The organism is Paludibaculum fermentans (assembly GCF_051172195.1).
Lineage (GTDB): Bacteria > Acidobacteriota > Terriglobia > Bryobacterales > Bryobacteraceae > Paludibaculum > Paludibaculum fermentans_A.
In genome coordinates this window covers 792,046-815,121 of sequence record NZ_JBPJAQ010000002.1, presented here as the reverse complement: position 1 = coordinate 815,121, position 23,076 = coordinate 792,046, and the positions used below count along the sequence as shown (strand labels likewise).

The following is a 23,076-nucleotide window of genomic DNA, read 5'->3' as shown; positions in this document are numbered from 1 at the left end:
CTTATGTTGCCATCTCCGGCACCTTAGAATCGCCGAGCACTCGGGCCACGGCATCGCGCCATCCGTCATGTAGCCTGCGGCGATCGGTTTCGCTCATCCGCGGCTCAAATCGCTGCTCCTGGCGCGGCAGCTGCTCCAGTTCCTCAACTCCGGTCCAAACCCCGGCAGCCAATCCGGCCAGCCACGCGGCGCCCATGGCCGAGAGGTCTGGGGAAAGATTCCGCACCACAGGCCGGCCCAGAATATCGGCCTGGAACTGCATCAGTTGATCGTTGCGGCTGGCACCTCCGTCGGCCAGCAGCATCTCCGGCTGCTCGCCGGTGTCCAGCGCCATCGCATCGAATACGTCGCGTACCTGATAGGCGATGGACTCCAGCGCGGCGCGGGCCAGGTGGCCGGCGGTCGTGCCGCGCGTCAGGCCGGTGATCAAGCCGCGTGCATCATCGCGCCAATAAGGAGCACCGAGCCCTGCCATCGCCGGCACCAGGTATACGCCGTCGTTGTCGTTCCGCGCCGCGGCCATCCCTGCCAGATCGGCGGCAGGATCATGCAACCCCAGCAGTTCGCCGGCCCACTGCATGGTGCCGCCGCTGAGAGTGATGTTGCCTTCGATCCCGTATTGCGTCAGGCCGTCTGCCGACCATGCGACCGTCGCCGACAACCCGTGCCTGGAAGCAACCGGCGCATCAGTGGCCCGCATCAGCGAGGATCCTGTCCCGTAGGTCGCCTTGGTCGCGCGCGGCCGGAACGCGGCATGAGCGAAAAGCGCTGCGTGGGAGTCCCCGATCATGCCGCAGATGGGCACGCCATCTCCGCACCGTCCAGCTCCGGCTGTCCCGCCGAAGAGGTGGCTGGAGGGTTGAATCTTGGGCAGGACAGCGCGGGGAATGCCGTACCATGCCAGCAGTTCATCATCCCAGGCCAACCGGCTCAAGTTCATGAGCTGCGTGCGCGAGGCATTCGTGGTGTCGCAGGCATGCGCTGCGCCTTGCGTCAGGTTCCACAGCAGCCAGCTATCCACCGTACCCATGCACAACTCACCGGCCTCGGCCCTGGCGCGGCCGTCCGGCAGTTGCTCGATGAGCCATGCGGCCTTGCTGGCCGAGAACAAGGGATCGATCCCAAGTCCCGTCTTCTGGCGGATCGCGGTTTCCAGCCCGCGCTGGCGGAGATCCGCGCAGAACGGCGCCGTCCGGCGGCACTGCCAGATCACACACGGGCCGCAAGGCTCTCCGGTCTTCCGGTTCCACACGATGACGGATTCCCGCTGGTTGCTCACGGCGAGAGCCGCTGGGGGCGCTCCGCCGGCCGCTTCCAGGCACTCGTCCATCACCTCGAGCACGGCCTGCCAGATCGCACGCGCATCCTGCTCAATCCAACCAGGCCTCGGGCAGTGCACCGTCATCGGCCGGGCGGCCCGCGCCAACACCGTGCCCTGCCCATCCAGCAGCAGGGCCTTCGTGTTCGTCGTGCCTTGATCGATGCTCAGGATTCGAGCGGCTGTCAGCACTTCCGGGCCTTCCTCTTCACCGCTTCCAAACCTGCGTCCCGGATGGCCTCGGCCGTCAGCCCGAAGTGCTGGAATAGGAAGGCAGTGGAGCCGGTGGGTGCAAAGGCATCCCGCACTCCCACCATCCTCACCGGGACAGGCACGGTGGCCGTGACGACCTCTGCCACCGCACTGCCCAGGCCGCCATGAACCAGATGCTCCTCCGCTGTGACGATGCAACCCGTCTCTTCGGCAGCCGCGGCGATGGCCTCTTCATCCAGCGGACGGAGCGTGGCCATGTTCAGCACGCGAGCCTGCACGCCAACCTGCTCCAGTAGATCGGCTGCTTCCAGGGCGCGGCACACCATTGTGCCGTTGGCGATCAAGGTGACGTCGCCGCCTTCCCGCAACCGGGTCGCACGTCCCAACCGGAACTCCTGCCCCGCGCCGTGCACATTCGGCACGCCCATCCGGCTAAGCCGCAGGTACACCGGCCCCTGCAATGCCAGGGCCGCTCGCAGTGCCTGTTCGGTCTCATAGGGATCCGCCGGTACGATCACCGTCATATTCGGCAGCACCCTGGTCCAGGCCAGATCCTCAATCGAATGGTGCGTGGGGCCCAGCGGACCGTAGGCCATGCCGCCGGACATGCCGCACAGCTTCACGTTCGACTTCGAGTAGGCCAGGTCAACCTTCACCTGCTCCATGGCACGCCCGGTGAGAAAGCAGGCGGCGCCGCAGACAAACGGGATCATTCCGCCATTGGCGAGGCCGCAGCCCACACCCACCATGTTCTGCTCGGCGATGCCGACATTCACCAGCCGCTGGGGGAAGAGTTTGCGGAATCCGCCCATCTTACTGGACCCCAATGAGTCGTTCACCACAGCCACGATACGGACATCGGCGGCAGCCACCTCTTCGAGAGTGCGCGCAAAGGCGTCCCGGCAATCGAACAACTGCGGAGACGTGCTCACGACTGCAACTCCTTCAACGCCGCGGCCAGTTCCGCGTCGCTAGGCACTTTGTGGTGCCATTCCGGCCGGTCCATCATGAACGACACACCCTGGCCCTTGTGGGTGTGGGCGATTACACAATTAGGCTTCCCTTTCTCGAAAGGAAGACGACCGAACAGCTCGAGCATGGCGGCGTGATCGTGGCCATCCACCTCGTGCACCGCCCAGCCAAACGCGCGCCATTTGTCGGCGAGCGGCTCCAGCCGAATCGTTTCCTCGGTCCAGGCGCCCTGTTGGATCCGGTTGCGGTCTACGATTAGGGTCAGATTGTCCAAGCCGTAATGGGCCGCAGTCATCGCCGCTTCCCAGTTGCTGCCCTCCTGCAACTCGCCGTCGCCCGTGAGGATGAAGGTGCGCCAGGAGGCTCCACTGATCCTGGCCGCCAAGGCCATGCCGGTCGCAATCGGCATTCCATGCCCCAGTGGACCCGTGTTCGCCTCGACACCCGGCAGCTTGTTGCGGTCCGGATGACCGTTCAGCATCGAGAGGGGCTGCATGTAGGTGTCCAGCCATTCGGCGGGAAAACAGCCGGCCTCGGCCAACGTGCAGTAGAACGCGCCGGAACAGTGGCCTTTGCTCATCACGAAGCGGTCACGGTCAGGGGCATTCGTCCAGGTTCCGCCCGCGCGCATGACCCCAAAGTAGAGTGAGACCAGGATGTCGGTCGACGAGAAATCGCCACCCGGATGGCCCGTCTTCGCGCTGTGAACCATGCGCAAACTACGGCCGCGGATGGAGGCCGAGATCCGCTCCAATTCTTCAATCCGGACTGCAGATGAAACCACTGTAAGTCCCCGCTGGCATAATTATGCGCTACTGCAAGAAATTCCAAACTTAAGCTATCAACGTCCGCTCTGGACGTCAAGCCTGTACCGCATCCGGGTAGGCTGTCGAACTGGGCTTTGTCGGCGGCCACTCGCGCCAGCAGCCTGGCCGGTGGGGCCTACGATGCGGACGTCACGCCATTTGAACGGATCCACGCGCGGGTCTGCGCCAGTATTTCGTCGGAGAGCTTCGGGTCGTCACTGAGGCGTGCAAGGATGAGGCCTCCGACCATCGCAGCCCAGGTTCCGATGGCCGCCTGGCGCTTCTCCGCGGTGGTGTTACCAGGCACGGTTTTAGCGAATCGTTCTATCTGCCGGCGTAGTCCGGCCGTCATGGCCGCACGCGCCTCAGGCGACTGCCGGATGGTCTCGGAACCCAGGCTCGCAGTGGGACATCCGCCAGCGAGATCGTCGCGGTGTTTGTGGGAGAGGTAGGCAGCGGCGTAGCGGCTCAGATCGAAATCCACTGCATCGGTTGAGTCCACTGCATAAGCAAGGGTCTCGGCAATGAGATTGTCTTTCGACTTGAAATGACCGTAGAACCCTCCATGGGTGAGTCCTGCGGCGTTCATGACGTCCGAGACGGTTACAGATTCGAAACCGTGCGCTTTGAACAGACGGGCGGCTTCACTGAGAATCCTGCGCCGGTTTTCAGCCATCTTCTCGCGACTGACTTTCATGAGCACTCCCGTGAAATATTCTGACACTTTTACATGAGCGTGAACATCTTTACGACAGATGATCACCATCATGAATAACTCGAAAGTGGTAGGAGACAACTGATGAGCACGAAAGGCTCGGTTCTGATCACAGGCGCATCCTCTGGGATTGGCGCTGTTTACGCGGATCGATTCGCCAGGCGAGGGTACGATCTTGTACTGGTGGCGCGCGATGCCGCTCGAATGGAAGCGCTGGCTCGGCGCCTTCGAACGGAGACAGGCGTGAATGTGGACTTGATGCCCGCGGATCTAACGGATCCGGCTGGCCTAGCGCAGGTGGAGGCCAGGTTGCGGGACGACGCAGCAATCGGGATTCTCGTGAACAATGCGGGGGCGGCGGCGCATGGCGGCTTCCTGGATCAGGGCCCGAATGACGTAGCGAAGCTCATCAGCCTGAACGCGATCGCAGTGACGCGACTGGCGAGTGCGGTGGCTCCGCGGTTTGCGAAGGCGGGGACGGGATCGATTATTAGTATCGGATCCGTCGTAGGCCTGGCGCCGGAGTTGGGCATGACAGTGTACGGCGCCACCAAGGCGTTTGTGCTGTTCCTGACGCAGGGACTTCATGTCGAACTGGGATCCAAGGGCGTCTATGTACAGGCAGTGCTGCCCGCGGCGACTCGAACGGAGATCTGGGAGCGTTCGGGCCGGGATGTGAATTCGTTGCCTGCGGTGATGGAGGTGGAGGAGTTGGTCGATGCCGCCTTGGCCGGCTTTGACGCCAGGGAGACGGTCACGATTCCGTCGCTGCCAAAAGAGGAGCAGTGGACGGCGTTGGAGGCGGCACGGGCGGCCATGCTGCCTAACTTGCTGCAGGTGCATGCGGCGCCGCGTTATCGCCCCGCATCATGATGGCCAACGGAAAATGAGGGGTCTTAGGACTACCGTAGAATTGAGAGATGTTGAGGCGGCGGGCATTTCTCTGGGCCACGGCTTTCCCTGCGCTTCGAGGCCAGGATCAGAAGCCAAACATGTTTAGCAACGCCGAAGCGTATGAACAGTTCATGGGACGCTGGAGCCGCCTGGTAGCACCTAAGCTGGTGGGTTTCAGTGAACTGCCGGAGAGGGGCCGGGTGTTGGACGTAGGCTCGGGCACAGGCTCCCTTTCATTCGCTGTGGCCGACAGGTCTGCAAAGGCGCAGGTGGACGGGATCGATCCGCCGAAGGAGTATGTTGCCTACGCATCCCAGCGGAACCGGTTTCCTGACCGGGTGCGTTTCCAGGTAGGCGATGCGCAGGCACTTCAGATGCCCGACCGGCAATTTGACGCGGCCGTGTCGCTGCTGGTGTTCAACTTCCTCCCCGATGCGAACAAGGCCTTGCTGGAAGTGCGCCGTGTGACCAAGCCGGGCGGCCGGATTTCCGCCGCGGTATGGGATTACGCCGACGGGATGAAGATGCTGCGGCTTTTCTGGGAAGCGGCTGTGGCGGTGGATCCTGGTGCTGAGCAGCACACCGAAAAGTCGATGAAGCTCTGTCGGCAGGGTGAGTTGGCGTCCTTGTGGAAGCAATCCGGCCTGGTCGGTGTGCGGGAAGAACCCCTTGAGATCACAACCCGGTTCCAATCGTTCGCGGACTACTGGGACGCTTTTCTGCTGGGCCAGGGCACGGCAGGCGCCTATGCCGTCCGGCTGACGAACGAGCAGAAACAGGCTTTGCGTAGTGAACTGAAGCGTAGGCTGGCGTTGCCGGCGGAGGGAACGCCCTTCAGCCTGCCGGCGCGGGTCTGGGCTGTTCGCGGCGATGTTCCGAAGGAAGGGTGACAAACGGGAGAGGTGGATGGTCGGGGGGATTACTCGTCCAACTTCTTGGCCATGCGAATGACCGGCAGCAGCGCGCCGTTGGCGAGCGGCACTTCGAGGCTTTCCAGCGCGACATAGCCTTTCCGGCTGTAGAGTTTCTCGCCCGTCAGCGTGGCTCCCATCTCAAGCCGGCGGAATCCAGCGGCGTGAGCGGCAGCTTCGCAGGCATTCAGAATTCTGGTGCCGATGCCTTTCCGGGCCCAGTCCGGATGAATGAAGAAGGCGCGGATCCTGGCCGCATCAACCCGGGGATCCAGGAGGTCGTTCTCACGCACGTTCGCATGATCGCTGCCGAAGAGGGTTTTGCGTTTGCTCCAACCGCCGCAGCCAACCAGTCCGGCGGAAGGTGATTCCACCACAAAATAGGTGCAGTCGGCTATCAATTGGGTGTCGACGCCAAAGACAGTACCCAGCGCTCCGGCGATCTGTTCAGGCGAGTAGTCGCCGGACTGCAACCGGCGGACAGAAATCTCGATGAGCGGGTGCAGAGCCGGGATATCCGACGGCCGCGCTTCGCGGAGGAAGAGTGAATCCGGCGCAGGCGATGGGCCCATTGCCCCAGTTTACCCGGCGCCCGTGGTCTTTACGGTTTGTGGCGGGCGGGCACAATTCCGAAGATGTTGCCTTCCGGATCGACTCCATCCCAACCACCCCAGGGCCGCTGGATCAACGGAATGCCGAGGACCCGCAAGCGGCCGAGTTCGCCTTCCAGGTCGCCGGCCTCCCACAAGAGTTTGAAGGGGGTGTCTTCGCGCAATTCGGGCGGGTCTGAAATCTCGATCTGATCGGCAATGTGAGGGGGGATGGCGTGAAGAGAGAACTTGGCCAGGCCGGTGTCGAACTCCAGCCAGGTGTCCTGGCGGGACTCTTCCACCGGTCCGTAGCCCAGCACCTGGCTATAGAATTTCTCCATTTCCGGCAGGGACTTCACAAAAAGCATCGCAGACTGCAGCCGCATCCTGTGATGGTAGCGTGCCGGCCGCCGGCATTGCCTTCACGGCGGCCTTCACAGGTACTGGATCCACAGGCGCAGGATGCCGGTGAAAGCGGCGCGTTTAGCCCCAATGTCTCCCATGTCCGCAAAGGTGACCAGTGCCCGGTCTTTCGCCAGCCAGTCGAGCAGGGAATGCGGATCGGGGATGTGGACTCCCGTCTCAGAGAGGGCGTTCTTCTTCGCACCGAAATGGAGAATGACGCCGATCCCATTCTTTACCCGCAGGTTCATGGTGGCGAAATGTTCGGTGGTGTGGAAACTGGGGGCGTTCCACTTGATGGCCTCGCAGATGGTTGGATCGACCGAAAGGATGAGCTGCCGCAAGACCAGAATCTCCGGCTTCCGCGGGTGGTCCAGCTTTGAAAGGTAATCTTCGACGCCTTCAACGGCACTCGTCTTTCGATTGGAGGGCTTCGGACTTGTAGATTCTGGGGTCATGGCTGGTTCGGCCTGGTTGGGTTGGACCTCAGTTTAGCGTAGGAGATTCCGCTTCGGACCACGCCCGGCCGGAGCAGTCCCCAACACGACGAGTTCCCTGTAGACTGTTGGGGGACGCTGGAAGCATGCGCTTCACCTTTCCTCACGAAGCGAGCGAAAGCCGCACGCCCTGCCACCCGGCAGGAACGGCGGAAAGCTGTCCTCGTCCGCTGACGCCGCGAGCGGTGTCATGGGAGCACTCATTATGAAGAAAAGTATTCTCGGCCTGCTGGCGGCGGGCCTGTTCGTGTGTGCGATACCGGCGCCCGCGGCACAACCCATCCGCGTCATGCTGCTTGACGGAGAGCAGGGCGGACCTTATCATGCCTGGCAGGAGACCACGCCGTATCTGAAGAAGATGCTGGGCGATGCTGGCATTTTCAACGTCGATGTGGTGACAGCCCCACCGAAAGGTGCGGATTTCAGCTCGTTCAAGCCGGAGTGGGGCAAGTACCAGGTTGTCGTCTCGAACTATGACGTGCCGGACGAGCGGTGGCCGGATAGCCTGAAGGCTTCGTTTGAGGAGTACATCCGTAAGGGCGGCGGGCTGGTTTCGGTGCATGCGGCGGACAACGCATTTCCCAACTGGAAAGAGTACAACCTGATGATCGGCGTGGGCGGGTGGCGCGGCCGGAACGAGAAATCGGGGCCGCACTTCTACTACCAGGGCGGGAAGCTGGTATCGGACCCCTCGCCGGGTTCGGCGGGACAGCATGGCGCGCGTCTCGCATATAAGGTGGTGAACCAGGTGGCCGATCACCCCATCACCAAGGGGCTGCCCAAGGAATGGCTGCACGTACCGGACGAGCTTTACGCGAAGATGCGCGGTCCTGGTGAGAATATGACCGTTCTGGCCACGGCGTGGTCTGATCCTTCCAACCGGGGCACGAATCACGATGAGCCGATTCTGATGGTGCTGTCGTATGGGAAGGGGCGCATCTTCCATACAGTCATGGGGCACGATCTGGCCGCGCTGAACTGCGTCGGCTTCATTGCCACCTATCAGCGGGGGACGGAATGGGCGGCTACCGGCAAAGTAAAGCAGAAGGTACCGACGGATTTCCCGACCGCGGAGAAGTCCAGCACCCGCGCGGATTACGCACCGCCAGCGGGCTGGACGTCACCGGGTGGACGTCCTCGTCCGGCGGCGGCTCCGGCCAAGTAGCTGAAACGCAGGCCCCCGGGAATGAGATGAACCGAAGCGGCGGTCCGGGGGCCGCTATTCGACGGAATTGGTTGGGTGTGACCGGACGCGGCCACCGGCAGCAATTGCTCAGTCGGCCATTCTTGTGCCCAAACTGTGTTTCCGGCGCCGAAACTTTCCGATTCGGCTAGAATGCAGGTGAATGGACAGATCGTACAGCTCCAGGACCCTGGTGGCGGTCAGTTGCGTGCTCGCCTTGCTGCTAGCAGGGTTGGCTGTCCTGCAATACCAGTGGTCGGCAAGGGTGTCGGCGGCAGATGTGCAGCGGGAACGCGAACACCTGAATTCCGCTGCCCAACTCTTTGCGAGCGAGTTTAACAGCGTCGCCAACCAGAGCGTCAGATTCCTCCAAAACGAAGCCAATACGGCATTACGGGCTGGGGTTCCGCTGACTGGAACCCCGAAGCTGATTGGGGAACTCTACTACCTGAACCTGCCGGCCAATCGCGACCGCGAGATCCTGAAATTGTCGTCGGAGGGGATGTTCGTCGCGGCCTCGTTACCCAGTTGGATACCGGCTGCCCGCTGTTCGCTGGGCGCGGTGGAAGATCCGTCAACGATCCTTGCGCCTATCTTTGATGTCGTCTCGATGGAGCACCAGACTCCGGGCGAAACACGCATCGCCAAGACCATTAAGTGGAACATGGACAGGTGTTTCGTGGCCCGGCTCGACAAGCCGTACCTGAGCAGCACGCTGCTCCCACGGCTGATTGAGAAGAGCTTTGGGAACACGGCGGTGAACGAGTACAATTTTGCGGTAGCTTCCCTCGACAAACCGGACCAGCGTCTCTATGGCGGCGCGCTCCAGCCCGATTTGCGCACGCCGTTCCCAGCGATGGAGCCGAGCTTTCCGATCCCGACGCCGCCAGTTCCGAACAGCGGGGCTCGTCCGCGTGAGCGCAGCTCCATTTTCATCCAGCGCGACGAACGAATCTTCTCAAAAAGGCTGTCCGCGCTGCATGGAACGGGCTTGTGGGAGTTGCAGATCGCACACAAGGACATGCCGATGGCCGCGGCATTTGAGCGCAAGCGCTGGCAGGAACTTGTCGTAAGCCTTGGTGTTGACCTGCTGCTCTTTGCGGCGGTGGCCTTCCTCGTGATCGCGGCGCGGCGCATGCAGTGGTTGGCCGATGAGAAGATGCGGTTTGTGGCCGGAGTCTCGCATGAGTTGAGGACGCCGGTATCGGCCATTGCCATGCTGTCGCGGAACCAGGCCGATGGACTGGTAACGGGTTCGGAGAAAGTGAAACAGTATGGAGAACTGATCCACCAGCAGAGCCGCCGTCTGAACGAGATGGTGGAACAGACGTTGCAACTGGCTGGAATTCACTCAGGTTTGCGGCGGCCGGCGAAGGATGAGATCGATCTCCGTAAGCTGGTTGAGGAATCGGTGGGCGCGCGGCGTGACGAACTGGCGCGCGGCGGATTTGAAGTGGAGGTCGCACTGGACTCGGAACTCCCTCCGATTGTGGGCGACGCAGGATTGCTCCGTACCGCATTCGACAATCTACTCGACAATGCCCTGAAACATGCCGGAGGGGGCCGCTGGATCCGTGTTGGCGCGGTCCACACGCCGATGGAGAAAGAGATCCGGCTTAGCGTAGAGGATCGCGGCGCCGGCATCGACCCGACAGACCAGGCCGAAATCTTCGAACCGTTCAGCCGCGGCCGGGCCGCGGTGGAGGCGCAGATCCCAGGTTCCGGTCTTGGGCTCAGCCTGGTTCGCAGCGCCGCTGAAGCCCACAGGGGCAGTGTGACGCTGGTGAGCAGGCCTGGGCGCGGCAGCACCTTTACGCTGCATCTGCCGCTATGAGCCATCGCATTTTGTTTGTGGAAGACGAAGCCGCGTTTGCGGTGGGCATGATCGACCGCCTGGAATCGGAAGGCTACGCGGTGGAGTGGGCCCAGACAGGCATCGCCGGCTACGATCATGCGCTGCTGCGGCACTTCGACCTGATCATCCTGGACGTGATGCTACCTGGCAAGAACGGATTCGATATCTGCAGGGACTTGAGGCGAGCGGGCCAGAACGTACCCGTGCTGATGCTGACGGCCCGGGGCGAGGTGGTAGACCGCGTAGTGGGCCTCAAGCTGGGCGCGGACGACTATGTCCAGAAGAACTGCGAACCCGTGGAATTGATGGCCCGGATTGAGGCGCTGCTGCGTAGGTCCGCTGCCCCGGCAACGATTACGGCGGAGCGGGCCGAGTTCGGCGACCTGCGGATTGACCTGCGCCGGCACGAGGTGACGCGGGCGGGCAAACCGCTGTTGCTTTCGCCGGTGGAATTCCGCCTGCTTGAGTACCTAATCGAACGGCGCGGGTCAGTGATCACACGGGAAGAGCTACTGGAAAACGTTTGGAACCTAAGCGGCGACACGATGAGCCGCACCGTGGATGTGCATGTGGCCGGGCTTCGCAAGAAGATTGAAGAGGACCCCCGGTATCCTCGTCTTCTGCTGACTGTGAAGGGCGCCGGCTACAAACTTTCCATCTGACGCTTACATTCCTTACACACAATTTGCTCGCCGAACATGCGTATCGCCGCAAGCTATAGACATGAAATCCAGTTTTGCCTGTGCACTGATCCTTTCCTGCTGTGCTGCGTTCGGCCAGCAGGCGGCCGGGACGCTCGCGTTTGAGGTGGCGTCGATCAAGCTGTCTGAACCTCAACAGATGGGCCGCATCCGGGTGATGATGGACACCGACGGCGGCATGCTGCGCTACTCCAACGTCTCGCTGAAGGATTGCGTCCGGACCGCATTCAAGGTGAAGGAGTTCCAGATTGAGGGGCCGGACTGGATGGGCAACCAGCGGTTCGACATCGTCGCGAAGTTCCCCGCCGGCGCGACAGAGAAGCAGGTGCCGGAGATGTTGCAGGCATTGCTGGTTGAGCGGTTCAAGCTGACTGTTCACCGGAATTCGAAGGAAGGGTCGATTTATGCGCTGGTGGCGGGCAAGAGCGGGCCGAAACTGAAACCAGCGGAAACTCCGGCGCCGGATGCCGCGCAAGCCGCACCCAGGCCGGGTGGTGGGCCGCCGAGGGGCGCGATGATGATGATGATGGGACCGGAAGGTGCGCACCTGAAGGCTCCCTCCGTATCGCTGTCCGGACTCGCCGAAATGATCTCCCGCTTTGCCGAACGTCCCGTCGTGGATATGACCGGGATCGAGGGCCAGTACGACTTCGACCTGGTCTTTACACCGGAGACGATGCGCGGCATGCCGGGCGGCGGGCGCGGACCGATGGGCGGTCCCGGACCGGGCGGCCCGCCCCCTGGTGGCGGCGCTCCGGCCAGTGAAATCCCGGTGGAACGCGCAGGGTCGATCTTCGATTCGGTACAGCAGTACGGACTGAAGTTGGAACCGCGCAAAGCGCCGATGGAAATGCTGATCGTCGACCACATCGAGAAAACGCCCACCGAGAACTAACGCCAACCGCCGAGGCCGGCTGACCAGGCCCAAGCCGCTCGCGCCCAAAAATGCGTAGAGCCGAGGTCAGCCGGCGCCAGCACGACGCGAACTTTCCAATCACCTTGAGATCTCCTATGTCCTCCCAACGCCTCGGTCACACTCTTGGACTCTGTGCGGTTGTCTGCATCCTCATCCCGATTCTCGCCGCCTCCGAAAACCGCGGCCGCGTGACATTCAAGGGAATGGCCGTGCCGGGTGCAACCGTCGCCGCGAGCAGGGACGGCAAAACCGTTACGGCGGTCACAGACCAGGAAGGCAGGTACACCTTCCCTGATCTGCCCGATGGTGTGTGGATCATCCAGGTGAAGATGTTCGGGTTCGAGACGATGCAGCAGGAAATGAGCATCGCCGCGAACTCGATGGCCCGGGAATGGCCGCTCACCCTGATGTCTCTGGCACGGATCAAGTCAGAAATCCAGGTGGCCGTTGCGCCACCTAAGCCGTCGCCGGTGGCTCGCCCCGAGGAAGCCCCTCTAAAACCGGCCAAGCCGGCCCCCAGTAAGTCGGCCACACCAGCGCCGCCCTCCGGTGACGACGAGACGAGCCAACGCGCCGCCGACGGGTTGCTGATCAATGGCAGTGTCAACAATGGTGCGGCTTCGAATTTCGGGCAGGCGGCGGCATTTGGAAATAACCGGTTTGGCGGAAAGGGTTTGTACAACGGGGGGCTAGGTATGACACTGGGCAATTCCGCCTTCGATGCCAAGCCATATTCCCTTACCGGCCAATCCACTCCCAAAGCCGGGTACAACCGGATCACGGGGATGGCTAGCATTGGTGGACCCGTGAGAATTCCTCATCTGCTCAAGAACGGCCCGATGTTCTTCCTCGGCTATCAGTGGACCCGCAACAACGATGCAAGCACGGCGACGTCGCTGGTTCCGACTTCGACGCAGCGTAGCGGCATCTTCCCAGGCACCGTTATGGATCCGCTCACAGGGATTGCCTTCCCTGGAAATGCGATTCCACAGAATCGCATCAGCCCCCAGGCTCGGGCGCTGTTGAACTATTATCCGCTGCCCAACTTCGACGGCAACAGTGGCTATAACTTCCAGGTGCCGTTGTTAAATCCTACTCACCAGGATGCGTTGCAGACCCGGTTGTCCAAGACTTTGGGCCGCAACAATCAGGTATTCGGCCAGTTCAGTCTCCAGCGCACGCGGGCGGATGATCCGAGTCTCTTCGGCTTTCTCGATATGCGCAACCTGCAGGGGATCAATAGCGGAGCCAACTGGACACATCGCTTCAGCCAGCGGCTATTCCTCACCCTGGGTGTCCAGTTCAGCCGGATGTCCACGCGAGTCACCCCCTATTTCGCGGACCGCATCAACGTATCAGGCGCAGCCGGCATATCCGGAAACAACCAGGATCCGGTCAATTGGGGACCGCCGGCGCTGAACTTCTCCAGTGGAATTGCCGGGCTCTCAGACGCGCAGAGTTCGTTCAATCGCAGCCAGACGAGCGGCATCTCCGCCTCGATGCTGTTGACTCACGGCGCGCACAACATAGCGTTCGGCAGCGATGCCAGGCGGCAGCAATTCAACTACCTGTCGCAACAGGATCCGCGCGGCACGTTCACCTTCACGGGTGCGGGAACGGGATCGGACTTTGCTGATTTCCTGCTGGGCACGCCACGCACCAGTTCCATCGCCTTCGGCAATCCGGACAAATATTTCCGCCAGACAGTTTATGACGCCTACCTGACAGACGATTGGCGCATCAATCAATCGATCACGCTGAACGCAGGCGTGCGCTGGGACTATGCGGCGCCCATCACGGAGCTGCAAAACCGCCTGGTGAACTTGGACATTACGCCTGCATTCACTGCGGCAGCGCCGGTGTTGGCGAGCAATCCAAGAGGAGGAGTGAGCGGACAGCGGTATCCCGATTCCCTTCTTCGCCCCTTCAAGCAGGGCTTCTCGCCGCGCGTCGGTCTCGCCTGGCGCCCGATGGCGGGTTCGTCCCTGATCGTCAGGGCCGGCTACGGCGTGTATTACGACACGTCCGTCTACCCATCGCTGGCGACCAGAATGGCGCAACAGCCGCCGCTCTCGACGACGGCCAGTGTACAGAGCAGCATCGCGAATCCCATCACCTTAGCCAACGGGTTCAGTTCCGCGGCCTCAGGCAGCAGCAACACGATAGCGATCGACCCGGACTTCCGGCCCGGCTACGCCCAGAACTGGCAGCTCAGCGTACAGCGGGACCTGCCAGGTGCAATGCAGATGACGGCGACGTATGCAGGTATCAAGGGCACTCACGCGATGCAAGCCGTACTGCCAAACACCTATCCGATTGGCGGCGCGAACTCCTGCCCGGCCTGCCCCATAGGCTTTGCTTACCTGCAGTCCAGCGGCAACTCCAGCCGGGAGGCGGCTCAGATTCAGCTCAGGCGGCGGCTTCGCGGTGGCTTTACGGCGTCCATGCAATATGTCTTCTCGAAGTCGATCGACAATGCTGCCGCTTTGGGCGGACCTGGCGGCGCATCCGGTGGGCAAGGGGCCAACGGTCAGAATCAGGCCGGCGCACAATCGGCTGCTCCCCTGGCGGGGCTTGGAGGCTTGTCCATTGCGCAGAACTGGCGGGACACGGCCTCTGAACGCAGCCGGTCGAGCTTTGACCAGCGGCAACTGTTGACGGCTCAAGTGCAGTACACCTCGGGCATGGGACTGACCGGAGGCACCTTCCTGAACGGCTGGAAGGGCACGCTGCTCAAGGCGTGGAACCTGGCCACGCAAATCACGGCGGGCAGCGGACTGCCGCAAACACCGGTCTATCTGGCTGCCGTCGAGGGCACCGGCGTAACCGGCACGATCAGGCCGGACTATACCGGAGCGGGCCTTTACACTGGGGCCGCAGGCCGTTTCCTGAACTCCGCGGCCTATGCGGCGCCACAGCCGGGGGCGTGGGGCACCGCCGGGCGGAATACAATTACTGGCCCTTCCCAATTCACGCTCAACGCCTCGATGGCGCGCACCTTCCGCCTGACCGACCGGTTCAATGTTGATCTTCGATTGGACTCGGTGAACTTACTGAACCGGGTGAATTACACAGCCTGGAATACGACGGTGAATGGCGCCCAATTCGGCCTACCCGCGGCAGCCAACGCGATGCGGAGCGTACAGACGACATTGCGGGTGAGGTTCTAATCGATGCGGCCAGTAATCCTATTCACGTTCTTTTGGTCGCTCGCCGCGTTTGCGCAGCAGGTGGGCGGGAATGCCTCGGCGGGCAAGCCCGAGACCGCTACCTTCACGGCCGGGGCGCAATTAGTTGTCGAAACCGTAACTGTCACCGACAAGCAGGGCAAACCGGTAGAGGGCCTGACCGCCAAGGACTTCACGGTCACAGAGGACGGCGTACCCCAGCAGATCCGGGTCTTCGAGTATCAGAGGCTCTCAACCGCCGCGACAGGTGCGCCGCCCGCCGGCCCCGAGCAGGTGAAGGTCTACGAAAAGCTGGGACAGACTCGAATCGCGACCGAAACGCCCGGCGACGGCCGGTATAAGAACCGGCGCCTGATGGTGTTGTATTTCGACATGACCGCCATGCAGCAGGCTGAGCAGATCCGTGCGCTGGCCGCGGCACAGAAGTTCATCCGCAGCCAGATGACACCGGATGACCTGTTTGCCATCCTGCGGTATTCCGGCGCGGCTGTGGAAGTCCTGCAGGATTTCACAGACGACCGCAATCGCCTGCTTAGCATTCTGCAGACGCTGATCATCGGCGAGGGGCAAGGCCTTGATGAGTCAACAAACGACGCGGCCACTGGAGACACTGGAGCGGCGTTTGGACAGGACGACAGCGAATTCAACATTTTCAACACCGACCGGCAACTGTCAGCCCTGCAGACGGCAGCGAAGATGCTGGGCCAACTCAGCGCGAAGAAATCGCTGATCTATTTCTCCAGCGGTTTGCGGCTCAATGGGATGAATAACCAGGCGCAATTGATGGCCACGGTGAACTCGGCCATCCGTTCGGGCGTTTCGTTCTGGCCAATCGACGCGCGCGGACTTGTAGCCGATGCTCCGATGGGCGATGCGTCGCAAGCCTCACCGGGCAATGCCGGGATGTACACCGGCGCCGGGATGCAGGCAAACACTGCGCGTTTCCAACAGTCGCAGGATACCCTCTACGCTTTGGCGGCGGACACGGGTGGCAAAGCCCTCTTCGACACGAACGACCTGACAAAGGGAATTGTACAGGCCGCGGAAGCCATCTCCAGTTACTACGTCATCGGCTACTACGCGTCGAATGCGGCGCAGGACGGAAAGTTCCGGCGGATCAAAATCACCCTGAACAATGAGATGGCCGCGAACCTGGATTATCGCCAGGGGTACTTCGCCGGAAAGCAGTTCACGAAATTCTCCGTGGCGGATAAGGAGCGGCAACTCGAAGATGCGCTCATGCTGCCCGATCCAATCACGGAATTGACCATAGCGATGGAGATCGACTATTTCCAGTTGAACCGCGCAGAATACTACGTGCCGGTCGTGGTGAAGATCCCAGGCCGTGAATTAGCCCTGGCCAAGCGCCACGGCGCTGACCGGACTGTGATCGACTTCATCGGAGAGATCAAGAACTCGTTCGGGACCACGGTGATGAATCTGCGGGATAAGGTCACCGCGAAGTTGAGTGAGGCGACCGCGGCGGAATTGGCAAAAAGGCCGATTGTCTACGACACCGGCTATACCCTGCTGCCGGGCGAGTACACCATCAAGTTCCTGGCACGCGATGCGGAGACAGGCCGGATTGGGACCTACCAGTCGAAGTTCGTGATTCCGAATCTGAACAAGGACGAAGACCGCCTGCCCATCAGTTCGGTCGTCCTGAGCAGCCAGCGCGTGGATATGAAAGATGCGATATACAACGCCCTGAAGGAGAAAGACCGCCACGATGATGTGAATCCACTCGTGCAGGATGGACAGAAGCTGATTCCCAGCGTGACGAGAGTCTTCAGCAGGGATCGCAGCCTGCTGGTATTCCTGCATTCATACCAGCAAGGTCCGGCCGAGGCTCAACCACTGATTGCGGTGGTAAGCTTCTATCGCGACCAGGCAAAGGCCTTCGAATCGACTCCGGTTGAGGTGACGGCAAGCGGCGGCGGGCGACTGAAGACACTTCCGATTCAGTTCGAGATTCCACTGGCAGGACTGGCGCCGGGCAAGTACGACTGCCAGTTGACGGTGCTGAATCCGGACGGGCAGAAGGCAGCATTCTGGCAGGCGCCCATCCTCGTTGTACAGTAAATTCCGCTGCCCACCCTGCCTGAACTCGCGCGGCCCGCAGGATCAGATCACAATTGGCGTTGTGCCGCCCAACTCGGGCCAACAGAGCCGCGTGGCCAGGGCGGCATTGGCGAACGCCAAAGCGATCTCATTCTTCCCTTCAGAGAAGTGCCGCCAGCCTTCGAAGTGTAGAGGCACGATCGTCGCCTTCTCGAAGGTCTTGGCGAATTCAACGGCCTCGGCCGCGGTCATCGTGAGATGCTGCGGGCCGACCACTGGCACCCGGGCCGCACCCAGATTCAGAATGGCAACTTTGACCGGGAAGCGTCGCCCGATCTCGGCCACATCCTCATACCAGACCGTATCGCCGGAAAAGTAGATGCAGCGATCAGGGGCGTCCGAGAAGTAGAGGACGAAGCCAACCACTGGTCCGCGGTCCCCATCGCTGGGGCCGTGTCGTCCAGGAGTCGCTACGACGTTCAAGGCTCTTCCGTCGCCGGTATCGAATTCCAGTCTCTGCCAAGGCTGCATGCCCACGCTGTTGGCGCCCAGGCGTTGCGCTCCGGCCACGGTGGTGAGCACCGATCTTGCGGTGGAGAGGAGCGTGCGCCCCGAGTGATCCAGGTTGTCGAAATGGTGATCGTGACTGAGCAGTACATAGTCGACGGATCCAATCTGATCCGCGGGAATCGCCGGCCCGGTCAACTTCTCCAGCGTGACAGGCCCGGTTGTATAGTCACTGCCGGGCGGATCAAAGGTCGGATCAGTGAGCAGGCGGACGCGTCCGAATCGGATCAGTGCCGTGGGTCCGCCAATATAGGTGAGGGTCAATGTAGGGCCGGACATCTAAAGCATAGATTCGCCGGAGGTGGATTCGGATTCGGACTACTCAAGTTGTCAGCTACTCACCGGCGAGTGCCTCCATGGGCGAGATGCGCGCCGCTCGATGCGAAGGGATCAGGCAGGCGCCCAGTGCCACCAGTCCGATCAGGGCGATAGAGACACCAAGGGTGGCTGCGTGGAATGGCGGCACGCGGAATAAGAGAGCCCGCATGAACTCTCCCGCGAACCAGGCGCCCAGCAGTCCGGCCGCGACACCACTGCCCAGCAGATGCAGTGCGAGCTTGAGGAACTGCGCCTTGATTTGCCCTGGACGGGCGCCAAGGGCCATTCTGAGGCCGATTTCGCGGCGCCGCTGAGTGACCGCGTAGCTCAGGACGCCGTAGGTGCCAAGGCCGGTCAGCAGCATGGCGACGACCGAGAAGATGGCGGCAGCCAGCGCGGGAGAACGGTAGGCGATGAGACTGTCGGCGACTCGGGCGTCCATGGAACGCTGTTCGCTCAGCGGCAGGTCAGGATCGATCTGCCGGACAGTCCGTTGCAGGGTGAGAGCCAGGGTCTCGGGCGGGAGGCTGGTGCGCACGACCACGAATAGGTTCTCATCCGAGCGCATGGCATAGGGGTAGTAAACGGCGCCCTGGGCCGCCTCATCGGTCAAACCCGCCTGTTTCACGTTGCCGACGACGCCCACCACGGTGAATGCCTCGGCGTCCGCCTTGACGTCAGGGCCGTTGAAGACGAGTTGGCCCAGAGCGCTGGATGCCGGCCAGTAGTAGCGCGCGAAGTCTTCGTCGACCACGCAGACTCGCCCGCTGCGACGGGAATCGGCCGCAGTGAGGAAGCGTCCTTCACGTAAGTGAAGGCCCATGGCGGCGAAGTAGTCACCGTCGACTCCATAGGCAAAGTGGCCTCGCGGCGCCTCCCCAGCACGGCGGATGTGCCCTTTTACGGCCGCCGCGCTCTTTCCGGTCTTGCCGCTGAACGGCACGTTGTTGACCAGGCCAGTGGCCGCGACGCCGGGCTGGGCGGCTAGTCCACGAAGGAGCTTCTCGTTCAAAGCCAGGCGCTCAGGCCAACTACGGTAGCTGTTCCACGGTACGGAGACCACGCTGGTGAGGACATGGTCCTGCCGGAAGCCGGGCGAAATGGCCATGGCCCGCTCCAGGCTGAGCCCGAGAACACCTGCCGCGGAGAGCAGTACAAACGCCAATGCGATCTGGGCGACGATGAATGCATGGCGCAGGCGCTGGGCGGCTCGGTTGGAAGTGGCGCCGCGTGCCTCCGATCGGATCGCGGCGGTCGCGCGGCCTCGCAGGTTCATCCATACGATCGGCATTCCCAACAGAATCCCCAACAACAAGGCACTCAGGAATGCGACGGCTGCCACCCGAAAATCGATTGCGATCTGGCTCCCCAACGGCAGGCGGTCGGCACCCAGCGCAGACAGTAAACGTACCCCGGCCATGCCCATCAGGAGGCCCAGGAGGCCACCGCCCAGGGTGATCAATGACGTTTCAACGAAGGCTTCGCTGACGACGTGGAAGCGGCTGGCGCCCAATGCCTGCCGTACCGCGATTTCCTTCGTACGGCCGTTCGCCCTGACCAGCAGCAGGTTCATCAGGTTCACAGTGCCTATGAGCAACAGCGCGATCGCACCCGCTTGCATCCACAGCAGTACGGGCCGAATCCCGGCCACATGGTCCGCGTGCAGTCCGGCGACAACCGAACGGAAGCCGGCATCGGCAAGGAACTGTGCTTCCTTGGGATTGTCCGCGCCCAGGGATGCGTTCTGCGCATCAATCTGGGTCTGCGCCAAGGCCAGGGTGGCGCCATCGGCAAGGCGCGCGATCATGTGTTTCGAATTGCCGCCGGAGTGCCGGCTCTGTGGAGTCCGCGATTCGGCGCTCGAGGCCAGGGGGCGGAACAGCTTCGCCTCCGAGGAGAGAAAGCGGAAACCCACTGGCAGGATGCCGACGATCGTCGAGGGATTGCCGTCCACACGCAACTGACGGCCGATCGCGGCCGGGTCCGACTGGAAATGCTGGCGCCAGTAAGCCGCACTCAGGATGACCACATTGTCGGTCTTAAAGGATGTCTCGCTTTCGGTGAACGCACGGCCAAGAACCGGGCCCGCACCGAGGGTCGTAAAGAACTCGGGCGTCACTTGCAGGACTTGTTCGCGTGCCGTCAATCCCGACTCCCCCACGATGGCAGTGCCGTTTTGGTAGAGCGAGAGAGAGGCAAATGCGGGAATCTGTCCGCGGCGCTCATAGTAATTGGTGATGGAGGAACCATCGCGGTCCACCCCTGCCTTCGGGTAGGAGTTGTAGACGGTCACCAGGCGGCCGGCCTCGGGGAACGGCAGCGGGCGCAGAAGGATCGAGTCCATCACCGCGAAGATCGTGAGATTCGCGCCCAGGCAGATCGCGATGGTCAGCAGCGCGGTGGCCGTGAATCCGGGGGACTTCCGCAGCAGTCTGGCAGCGTAGCGAAGTTCCCGTCCGAGTTCGTCGAATACGTGCAAGCGACGCGCTTCCCGGCACTCTTCCTCCACGGTATTCACACCCCCAAACTCGAGCCGAGCCTGGCGTTCCGCCTCTTTCGGCGACATTCCAGATCGGATCAGATCCCGGGTGTATTCCTCCATGTGAAAGCTCAGTTCGTCCTTCATTCCGGCTTCGAAACTGCCGCGGCGTGAGAGGACATGCCAAATCGAGCGGAGTCGATTCAACATCTAGACCTCCTCAGAGGTGGCGCTGAGCGCCGCCGACATCGCCACGGCCAGCCGGTTCCAACTGGCCGTCTCTTCTTTCAACCGGCGTCGCCCCGCGGGCGTCAGCGTATAGAACTTCGCTTTGCGGTTGTTGTCACTCTGAGCCCACTCGGCCGCAATGAGCTCCTGATGCTCCAGCCGGTAAAGGGCCGGATAGAGCGATCCTTGCGGGATGTCGAGAGCCTCGCCGGAGATCTGCTTGATGCGCAGCAGGACACCGTACCCGTGCAGCGGTTTCAGTGACACCGCTTTGAGGATGAGCATATCCAGCGTGCCCGGCAAAAGTTCAGCAGTCTTCGTCACAATGCGCTCTCCTAGTCTGGCTAGGAATAGCGTAGCCCCTTTCTCCTAGTTTGACAAGGGGAGACAAAGGTAACATTTCGGAGCTTGGCTTTGGGCATCCCTGAACCGCCAAGCACACGCGGAATCCGGCCGGCTTCCCTTCCCTGCGGTCGTCTGCTAGCCTCATCAATTGCCTCAAACTGTCCTTCTGATCAAGCGCAGTCAGTCCTTCCCAAAGGCAGTTTGGAGGATGCCCGAAACCCGTCGGCATCTGGAGCCGCTGTCCATGGAACGCTGGGTCGGAACCGTAATCCATGGCTGGGCTGCCAGTCCAATCGAACGCGCGATTGTGGAATGCGATGTTGATTTGGATGGGGCTCTACTGAAGCCGCCTGCAATCCGTGCTGCGCGGGATCTTGATTGCGCCGGCGTCTTCGGATTCGGTTTTACGAAGGATTCGCTCAAGGTTCGACTGGATCAGGAAGCCTGCCAGAGGATGTTGCCTTCTCCCAAACGACGCTCCAGGCATCTGGCCAACTTATCCCAGGGAACAGCCATCCGTGTTGTGCTGAACGGGAAGGCGGACTGGCCATCCGGACGGTACTACTATCTGCTGGACTTTCACGTTATCTTCCATGGGGCGGCGGCAACGGAAGGGATTGACATGCGTCGGACGTTTGATCTGCAGGCCGATCTGCTCTGACGACCCGCCCACCCGCAAGAGCGGTTTACGGTTTGCGCCCCGTGAGGCATCCTGGATAGGAATAGTAGGATAGGAGGCCCACGTTGCCGGACGAACAACCACTGCCCCAACCACGCATCCGCAAATGCGGCGCGCCCGAAGTTCATCAACGATTGCTGCAGGATCCGGAATACCAGGCTCGCCGGCTGGAGATTGAGCAGCATTTAACCCGGTTCCTGTACTTTGGACTCGAGAACGCACGGCCCGGAGTAACGGAAATTCCGGTTGCGGTGCATGTTGTGTACTCCACACCGGACGGCAATATCAGTGACGCGCAGGTGGCGAGTCAGATGGATGTACTAAACAAGGACTTCCGCGCCACGAACCCCGACATCATCAAAGTGCCCGCGGTCTGGACAAATCTGGCCAGCGACACGCGCATCCAGTTCGCCCTGGCTACAACGGATCCGAAGGGTGCGCCAACGTCGGGCATCACCAGGACCTCGACAAAGACGTCATCGTTCAGCACCAACGACGATGTGAAGTCGGCCGCCAGGGGCGGGGCTGATGCATGGCCCACTGACAGGTACCTGAACATCTGGGTGTGCCAGTTGGGTGGAGGACTGCTCGGCTACGCACAATTCCCCGGAGGTCCTGCTGCCAGTGATGGAGTGGTGATCCTCCACTCAGCCTTCGGAACTGTGGGCACGGCGACGGCGCCCTTCGATCTGGGTCGCACCACAACACACGAGGTCGGTCACTGGCTCAATCTGATCCATATCTGGGGCGACCGGCTGGATTGTTCTGGCAATGACGACGTGGCGGATACACCTCCGGCGCAACGGCCAAACTACGGCAAGCCGGTTTTTCCGCACGTTTCCTGCAGCAATGGCCCGAACGGCGATATGTTCGTGAACTACATGGATTATGTCGACGATGATGCGATGGTCATGTTCACGCAGGGACAGGCGGCTCGCATGGCCGCGGCGCTGGACGGGCCCCGATCCGCAATGGGCCGGACGGTAGTCGCGAACCCCGAGGTTTAGGTGGGCAGAATCGACAAGGCCCATTTGTTGCGGAGTTGGATCCACTCTCACGAGGAGGATTCCAGCGACGAAATGGTCTTTCGACCGGCGTCCTACCAGTTTCCCCCCAGCCGGGGCCGCTATGGATTTGACCTGAAACCCGGGGGGGTACTGTGCACACTAGGGCCATCGCCGGCAGATTTGCCGTCGATGATCCCGAGTGGCCGATGGAGTCTGGATGAACAGGATTTG

At 61.8% G+C, this 23,076-nt stretch carries 20 protein-coding genes; 10 read left to right on the top strand and 10 right to left on the bottom strand.

From position 1 onward, the window contains the following. Nucleotide 1: 1 nt before the first annotated feature. The 4 genes from ACR9Y2_RS29880 to ACR9Y2_RS29865 form a co-directional block, all read right to left on the bottom strand. On the bottom strand, nt 2-1,510 hold the full coding sequence (locus tag ACR9Y2_RS29880) for an FGGY family carbohydrate kinase (protein ID WP_435045535.1): 1,509 nt from the start codon (nt 1,508-1,510) through the stop codon (nt 2-4). Further along, entirely contained in the window at nt 1,504-2,463 is a 960-nt protein-coding gene (locus ACR9Y2_RS29875; RefSeq protein ID WP_435045534.1) for a transketolase family protein, read from the bottom strand. The genes ACR9Y2_RS29880 and ACR9Y2_RS29875 overlap by 7 nt, the downstream gene beginning before the upstream one ends. Continuing rightward, complete coding sequence (locus tag ACR9Y2_RS29870; RefSeq protein WP_435045533.1) at nt 2,460-3,287, bottom strand: transketolase; 828 nt, start codon at nt 3,285-3,287, stop codon at nt 2,460-2,462. The genes ACR9Y2_RS29875 and ACR9Y2_RS29870 overlap by 4 nt, the downstream gene beginning before the upstream one ends. A gap of 158 nt (nt 3,288-3,445) precedes the next feature. Beyond that, nucleotides 3,446-4,006, bottom strand: coding sequence for a TetR/AcrR family transcriptional regulator (locus tag ACR9Y2_RS29865; RefSeq protein ID WP_435046344.1), 561 nt, complete (start codon nt 4,004-4,006; stop codon nt 3,446-3,448). A gap of 102 nt (nt 4,007-4,108) precedes the next feature. On the opposite strand from ACR9Y2_RS29865, the gene ACR9Y2_RS29860 reads away from it, so the two are divergent. Then, complete coding sequence (locus ACR9Y2_RS29860; protein ID WP_435045532.1) at nt 4,109-4,897, top strand: SDR family NAD(P)-dependent oxidoreductase; 789 nt, start codon at nt 4,109-4,111, stop codon at nt 4,895-4,897. A gap of 119 nt (nt 4,898-5,016) precedes the next feature. Continuing rightward, nucleotides 5,017-5,808 carry a class I SAM-dependent methyltransferase gene (locus tag ACR9Y2_RS29855; RefSeq protein WP_435045531.1) on the top strand — a complete coding sequence of 264 codons (792 nt, stop codon included), beginning with the start codon at nt 5,017-5,019 and terminating at the stop codon, nt 5,806-5,808. 29 nt (nt 5,809-5,837) lie between these two features. Here the strand turns inward: ACR9Y2_RS29855 and ACR9Y2_RS29850 are convergent, their stop codons facing one another. The 3 genes from ACR9Y2_RS29850 to ACR9Y2_RS29840 form a co-directional block, all read right to left on the bottom strand. Next, nucleotides 5,838-6,401 carry a GNAT family N-acetyltransferase gene (locus ACR9Y2_RS29850; RefSeq protein WP_435045530.1) on the bottom strand — a complete coding sequence of 188 codons (564 nt, stop codon included), beginning with the start codon at nt 6,399-6,401 and terminating at the stop codon, nt 5,838-5,840. Nucleotides 6,402-6,430: 29 nt separating this feature from the next. Continuing rightward, the gene (locus ACR9Y2_RS29845) at nt 6,431-6,760 is read right to left on the bottom strand and encodes a hypothetical protein (protein ID WP_435045529.1); all 330 of its coding nucleotides are present in this window, start codon (nt 6,758-6,760) and stop codon (nt 6,431-6,433) included. A gap of 93 nt (nt 6,761-6,853) precedes the next feature. Next, nucleotides 6,854-7,279: a DUF1801 domain-containing protein gene (locus ACR9Y2_RS29840; protein ID WP_435045528.1), complete on the bottom strand. Its 426-nt coding sequence runs from the start codon at nt 7,277-7,279 to the stop codon at nt 6,854-6,856. A 244-nt stretch (nt 7,280-7,523) separates the two neighbouring features. Between ACR9Y2_RS29840 and ACR9Y2_RS29835 the strand changes: the two genes are divergently transcribed. From ACR9Y2_RS29835 to ACR9Y2_RS29810, 6 genes are all read left to right on the top strand, one after another. After that, complete coding sequence (locus ACR9Y2_RS29835; RefSeq protein WP_435045527.1) at nt 7,524-8,483, top strand: ThuA domain-containing protein; 960 nt, start codon at nt 7,524-7,526, stop codon at nt 8,481-8,483. Nucleotides 8,484-8,664: 181 nt separating this feature from the next. Continuing rightward, nucleotides 8,665-10,335: a sensor histidine kinase gene (locus ACR9Y2_RS29830; protein ID WP_435045526.1), complete on the top strand. Its 1,671-nt coding sequence runs from the start codon at nt 8,665-8,667 to the stop codon at nt 10,333-10,335. After that, complete coding sequence (locus ACR9Y2_RS29825) at nt 10,332-11,018, top strand: response regulator transcription factor (protein ID WP_435045525.1); 687 nt, start codon at nt 10,332-10,334, stop codon at nt 11,016-11,018. Before ACR9Y2_RS29830 ends, ACR9Y2_RS29825 begins: the two co-directional genes overlap by 4 nt. 61 nt (nt 11,019-11,079) lie before the next feature. Then, complete coding sequence (locus ACR9Y2_RS29820) at nt 11,080-11,952, top strand: TIGR03435 family protein (RefSeq protein ID WP_435045524.1); 873 nt, start codon at nt 11,080-11,082, stop codon at nt 11,950-11,952. Between the two features lie 116 nt (nt 11,953-12,068). Further along, nucleotides 12,069-15,143, top strand: coding sequence for a carboxypeptidase regulatory-like domain-containing protein (locus ACR9Y2_RS29815; protein WP_435045523.1), 3,075 nt, complete (start codon nt 12,069-12,071; stop codon nt 15,141-15,143). Nucleotides 15,144-15,146: 3 nt separating this feature from the next. Beyond that, nucleotides 15,147-17,243, top strand: coding sequence for a VWA domain-containing protein (locus tag ACR9Y2_RS29810; RefSeq protein ID WP_435045522.1), 2,097 nt, complete (start codon nt 15,147-15,149; stop codon nt 17,241-17,243). A 42-nt stretch (nt 17,244-17,285) separates the two neighbouring features. Here ACR9Y2_RS29810 and ACR9Y2_RS29805 read toward each other — a convergent pair whose 3' ends face one another. Genes ACR9Y2_RS29805 through ACR9Y2_RS29795 form a run of 3 tightly spaced genes read right to left on the bottom strand, consistent with a single transcriptional unit; the run spans nt 17,286 to nt 21,138 of the window. Next, nucleotides 17,286-18,068, bottom strand: a complete 783-nt coding sequence (locus ACR9Y2_RS29805; protein WP_435045521.1) for an MBL fold metallo-hydrolase — start codon at nt 18,066-18,068, stop codon at nt 17,286-17,288. Nucleotides 18,069-18,123: 55 nt separating this feature from the next. Continuing rightward, entirely contained in the window at nt 18,124-20,796 is a 2,673-nt protein-coding gene (locus ACR9Y2_RS29800) for an ADOP family duplicated permease (RefSeq protein WP_435045520.1), read from the bottom strand. Next, the gene (locus ACR9Y2_RS29795) at nt 20,797-21,138 is read right to left on the bottom strand and encodes a PadR family transcriptional regulator (RefSeq protein WP_435045519.1); all 342 of its coding nucleotides are present in this window, start codon (nt 21,136-21,138) and stop codon (nt 20,797-20,799) included. It lies immediately after the preceding gene. A gap of 265 nt (nt 21,139-21,403) precedes the next feature. Here ACR9Y2_RS29795 and ACR9Y2_RS29790 point away from each other — a divergent pair, with 265 nt between their 5' ends. Next, on the top strand, nt 21,404-21,820 hold the full coding sequence (locus tag ACR9Y2_RS29790) for a hypothetical protein (RefSeq protein ID WP_435045518.1): 417 nt from the start codon (nt 21,404-21,406) through the stop codon (nt 21,818-21,820). Between the two features lie 83 nt (nt 21,821-21,903). After that, nucleotides 21,904-22,845 (top strand): zinc metalloprotease, encoded by a 942-nt coding sequence (locus ACR9Y2_RS29785; RefSeq protein WP_435045517.1) that lies wholly within the window; start codon nt 21,904-21,906, stop codon nt 22,843-22,845. Nucleotides 22,846-23,076: the final 231 nt, after the last annotated feature.

Bases quoted from the DNA above. Each gene is read 5' to 3' on its own strand.
- ACR9Y2_RS29865 (WP_435046344.1), bottom strand. From the start codon at position 4,006: ATGAAAGTCAGTCGCGAGAAGATGGCTGAAAACCGGCGCAGGATTCTC.
- ACR9Y2_RS29860 (WP_435045532.1), top strand. From the start codon at position 4,109: ATGAGCACGAAAGGCTCGGTTCTGATCACAGGCGCATCCTCTGGGATT.
- ACR9Y2_RS29855 (WP_435045531.1), top strand. From the start codon at position 5,017: ATGTTTAGCAACGCCGAAGCGTATGAACAGTTCATGGGACGCTGGAGC.
- ACR9Y2_RS29850 (WP_435045530.1), bottom strand. From the start codon at position 6,401: ATGGGCCCATCGCCTGCGCCGGATTCACTCTTCCTCCGCGAAGCGCGG.
- ACR9Y2_RS29845 (WP_435045529.1), bottom strand. From the start codon at position 6,760: ATGGAGAAATTCTATAGCCAGGTGCTGGGCTACGGACCGGTGGAAGAG.
- ACR9Y2_RS29840 (WP_435045528.1), bottom strand. From the start codon at position 7,279: ATGACCCCAGAATCTACAAGTCCGAAGCCCTCCAATCGAAAGACGAGT.
- ACR9Y2_RS29835 (WP_435045527.1), top strand. From the start codon at position 7,524: ATGAAGAAAAGTATTCTCGGCCTGCTGGCGGCGGGCCTGTTCGTGTGT.
- ACR9Y2_RS29830 (WP_435045526.1), top strand. From the start codon at position 8,665: ATGGACAGATCGTACAGCTCCAGGACCCTGGTGGCGGTCAGTTGCGTG.
- ACR9Y2_RS29825 (WP_435045525.1), top strand. From the start codon at position 10,332: ATGAGCCATCGCATTTTGTTTGTGGAAGACGAAGCCGCGTTTGCGGTG.
- ACR9Y2_RS29820 (WP_435045524.1), top strand. From the start codon at position 11,080: ATGAAATCCAGTTTTGCCTGTGCACTGATCCTTTCCTGCTGTGCTGCG.
- ACR9Y2_RS29815 (WP_435045523.1), top strand. From the start codon at position 12,069: ATGTCCTCCCAACGCCTCGGTCACACTCTTGGACTCTGTGCGGTTGTC.
- ACR9Y2_RS29810 (WP_435045522.1), top strand. From the start codon at position 15,147: ATGCGGCCAGTAATCCTATTCACGTTCTTTTGGTCGCTCGCCGCGTTT.
- ACR9Y2_RS29805 (WP_435045521.1), bottom strand. From the start codon at position 18,068: ATGTCCGGCCCTACATTGACCCTCACCTATATTGGCGGACCCACGGCA.
- ACR9Y2_RS29800 (WP_435045520.1), bottom strand. From the start codon at position 20,796: ATGTTGAATCGACTCCGCTCGATTTGGCATGTCCTCTCACGCCGCGGC.
- ACR9Y2_RS29790 (WP_435045518.1), top strand. From the start codon at position 21,404: ATGGAACGCTGGGTCGGAACCGTAATCCATGGCTGGGCTGCCAGTCCA.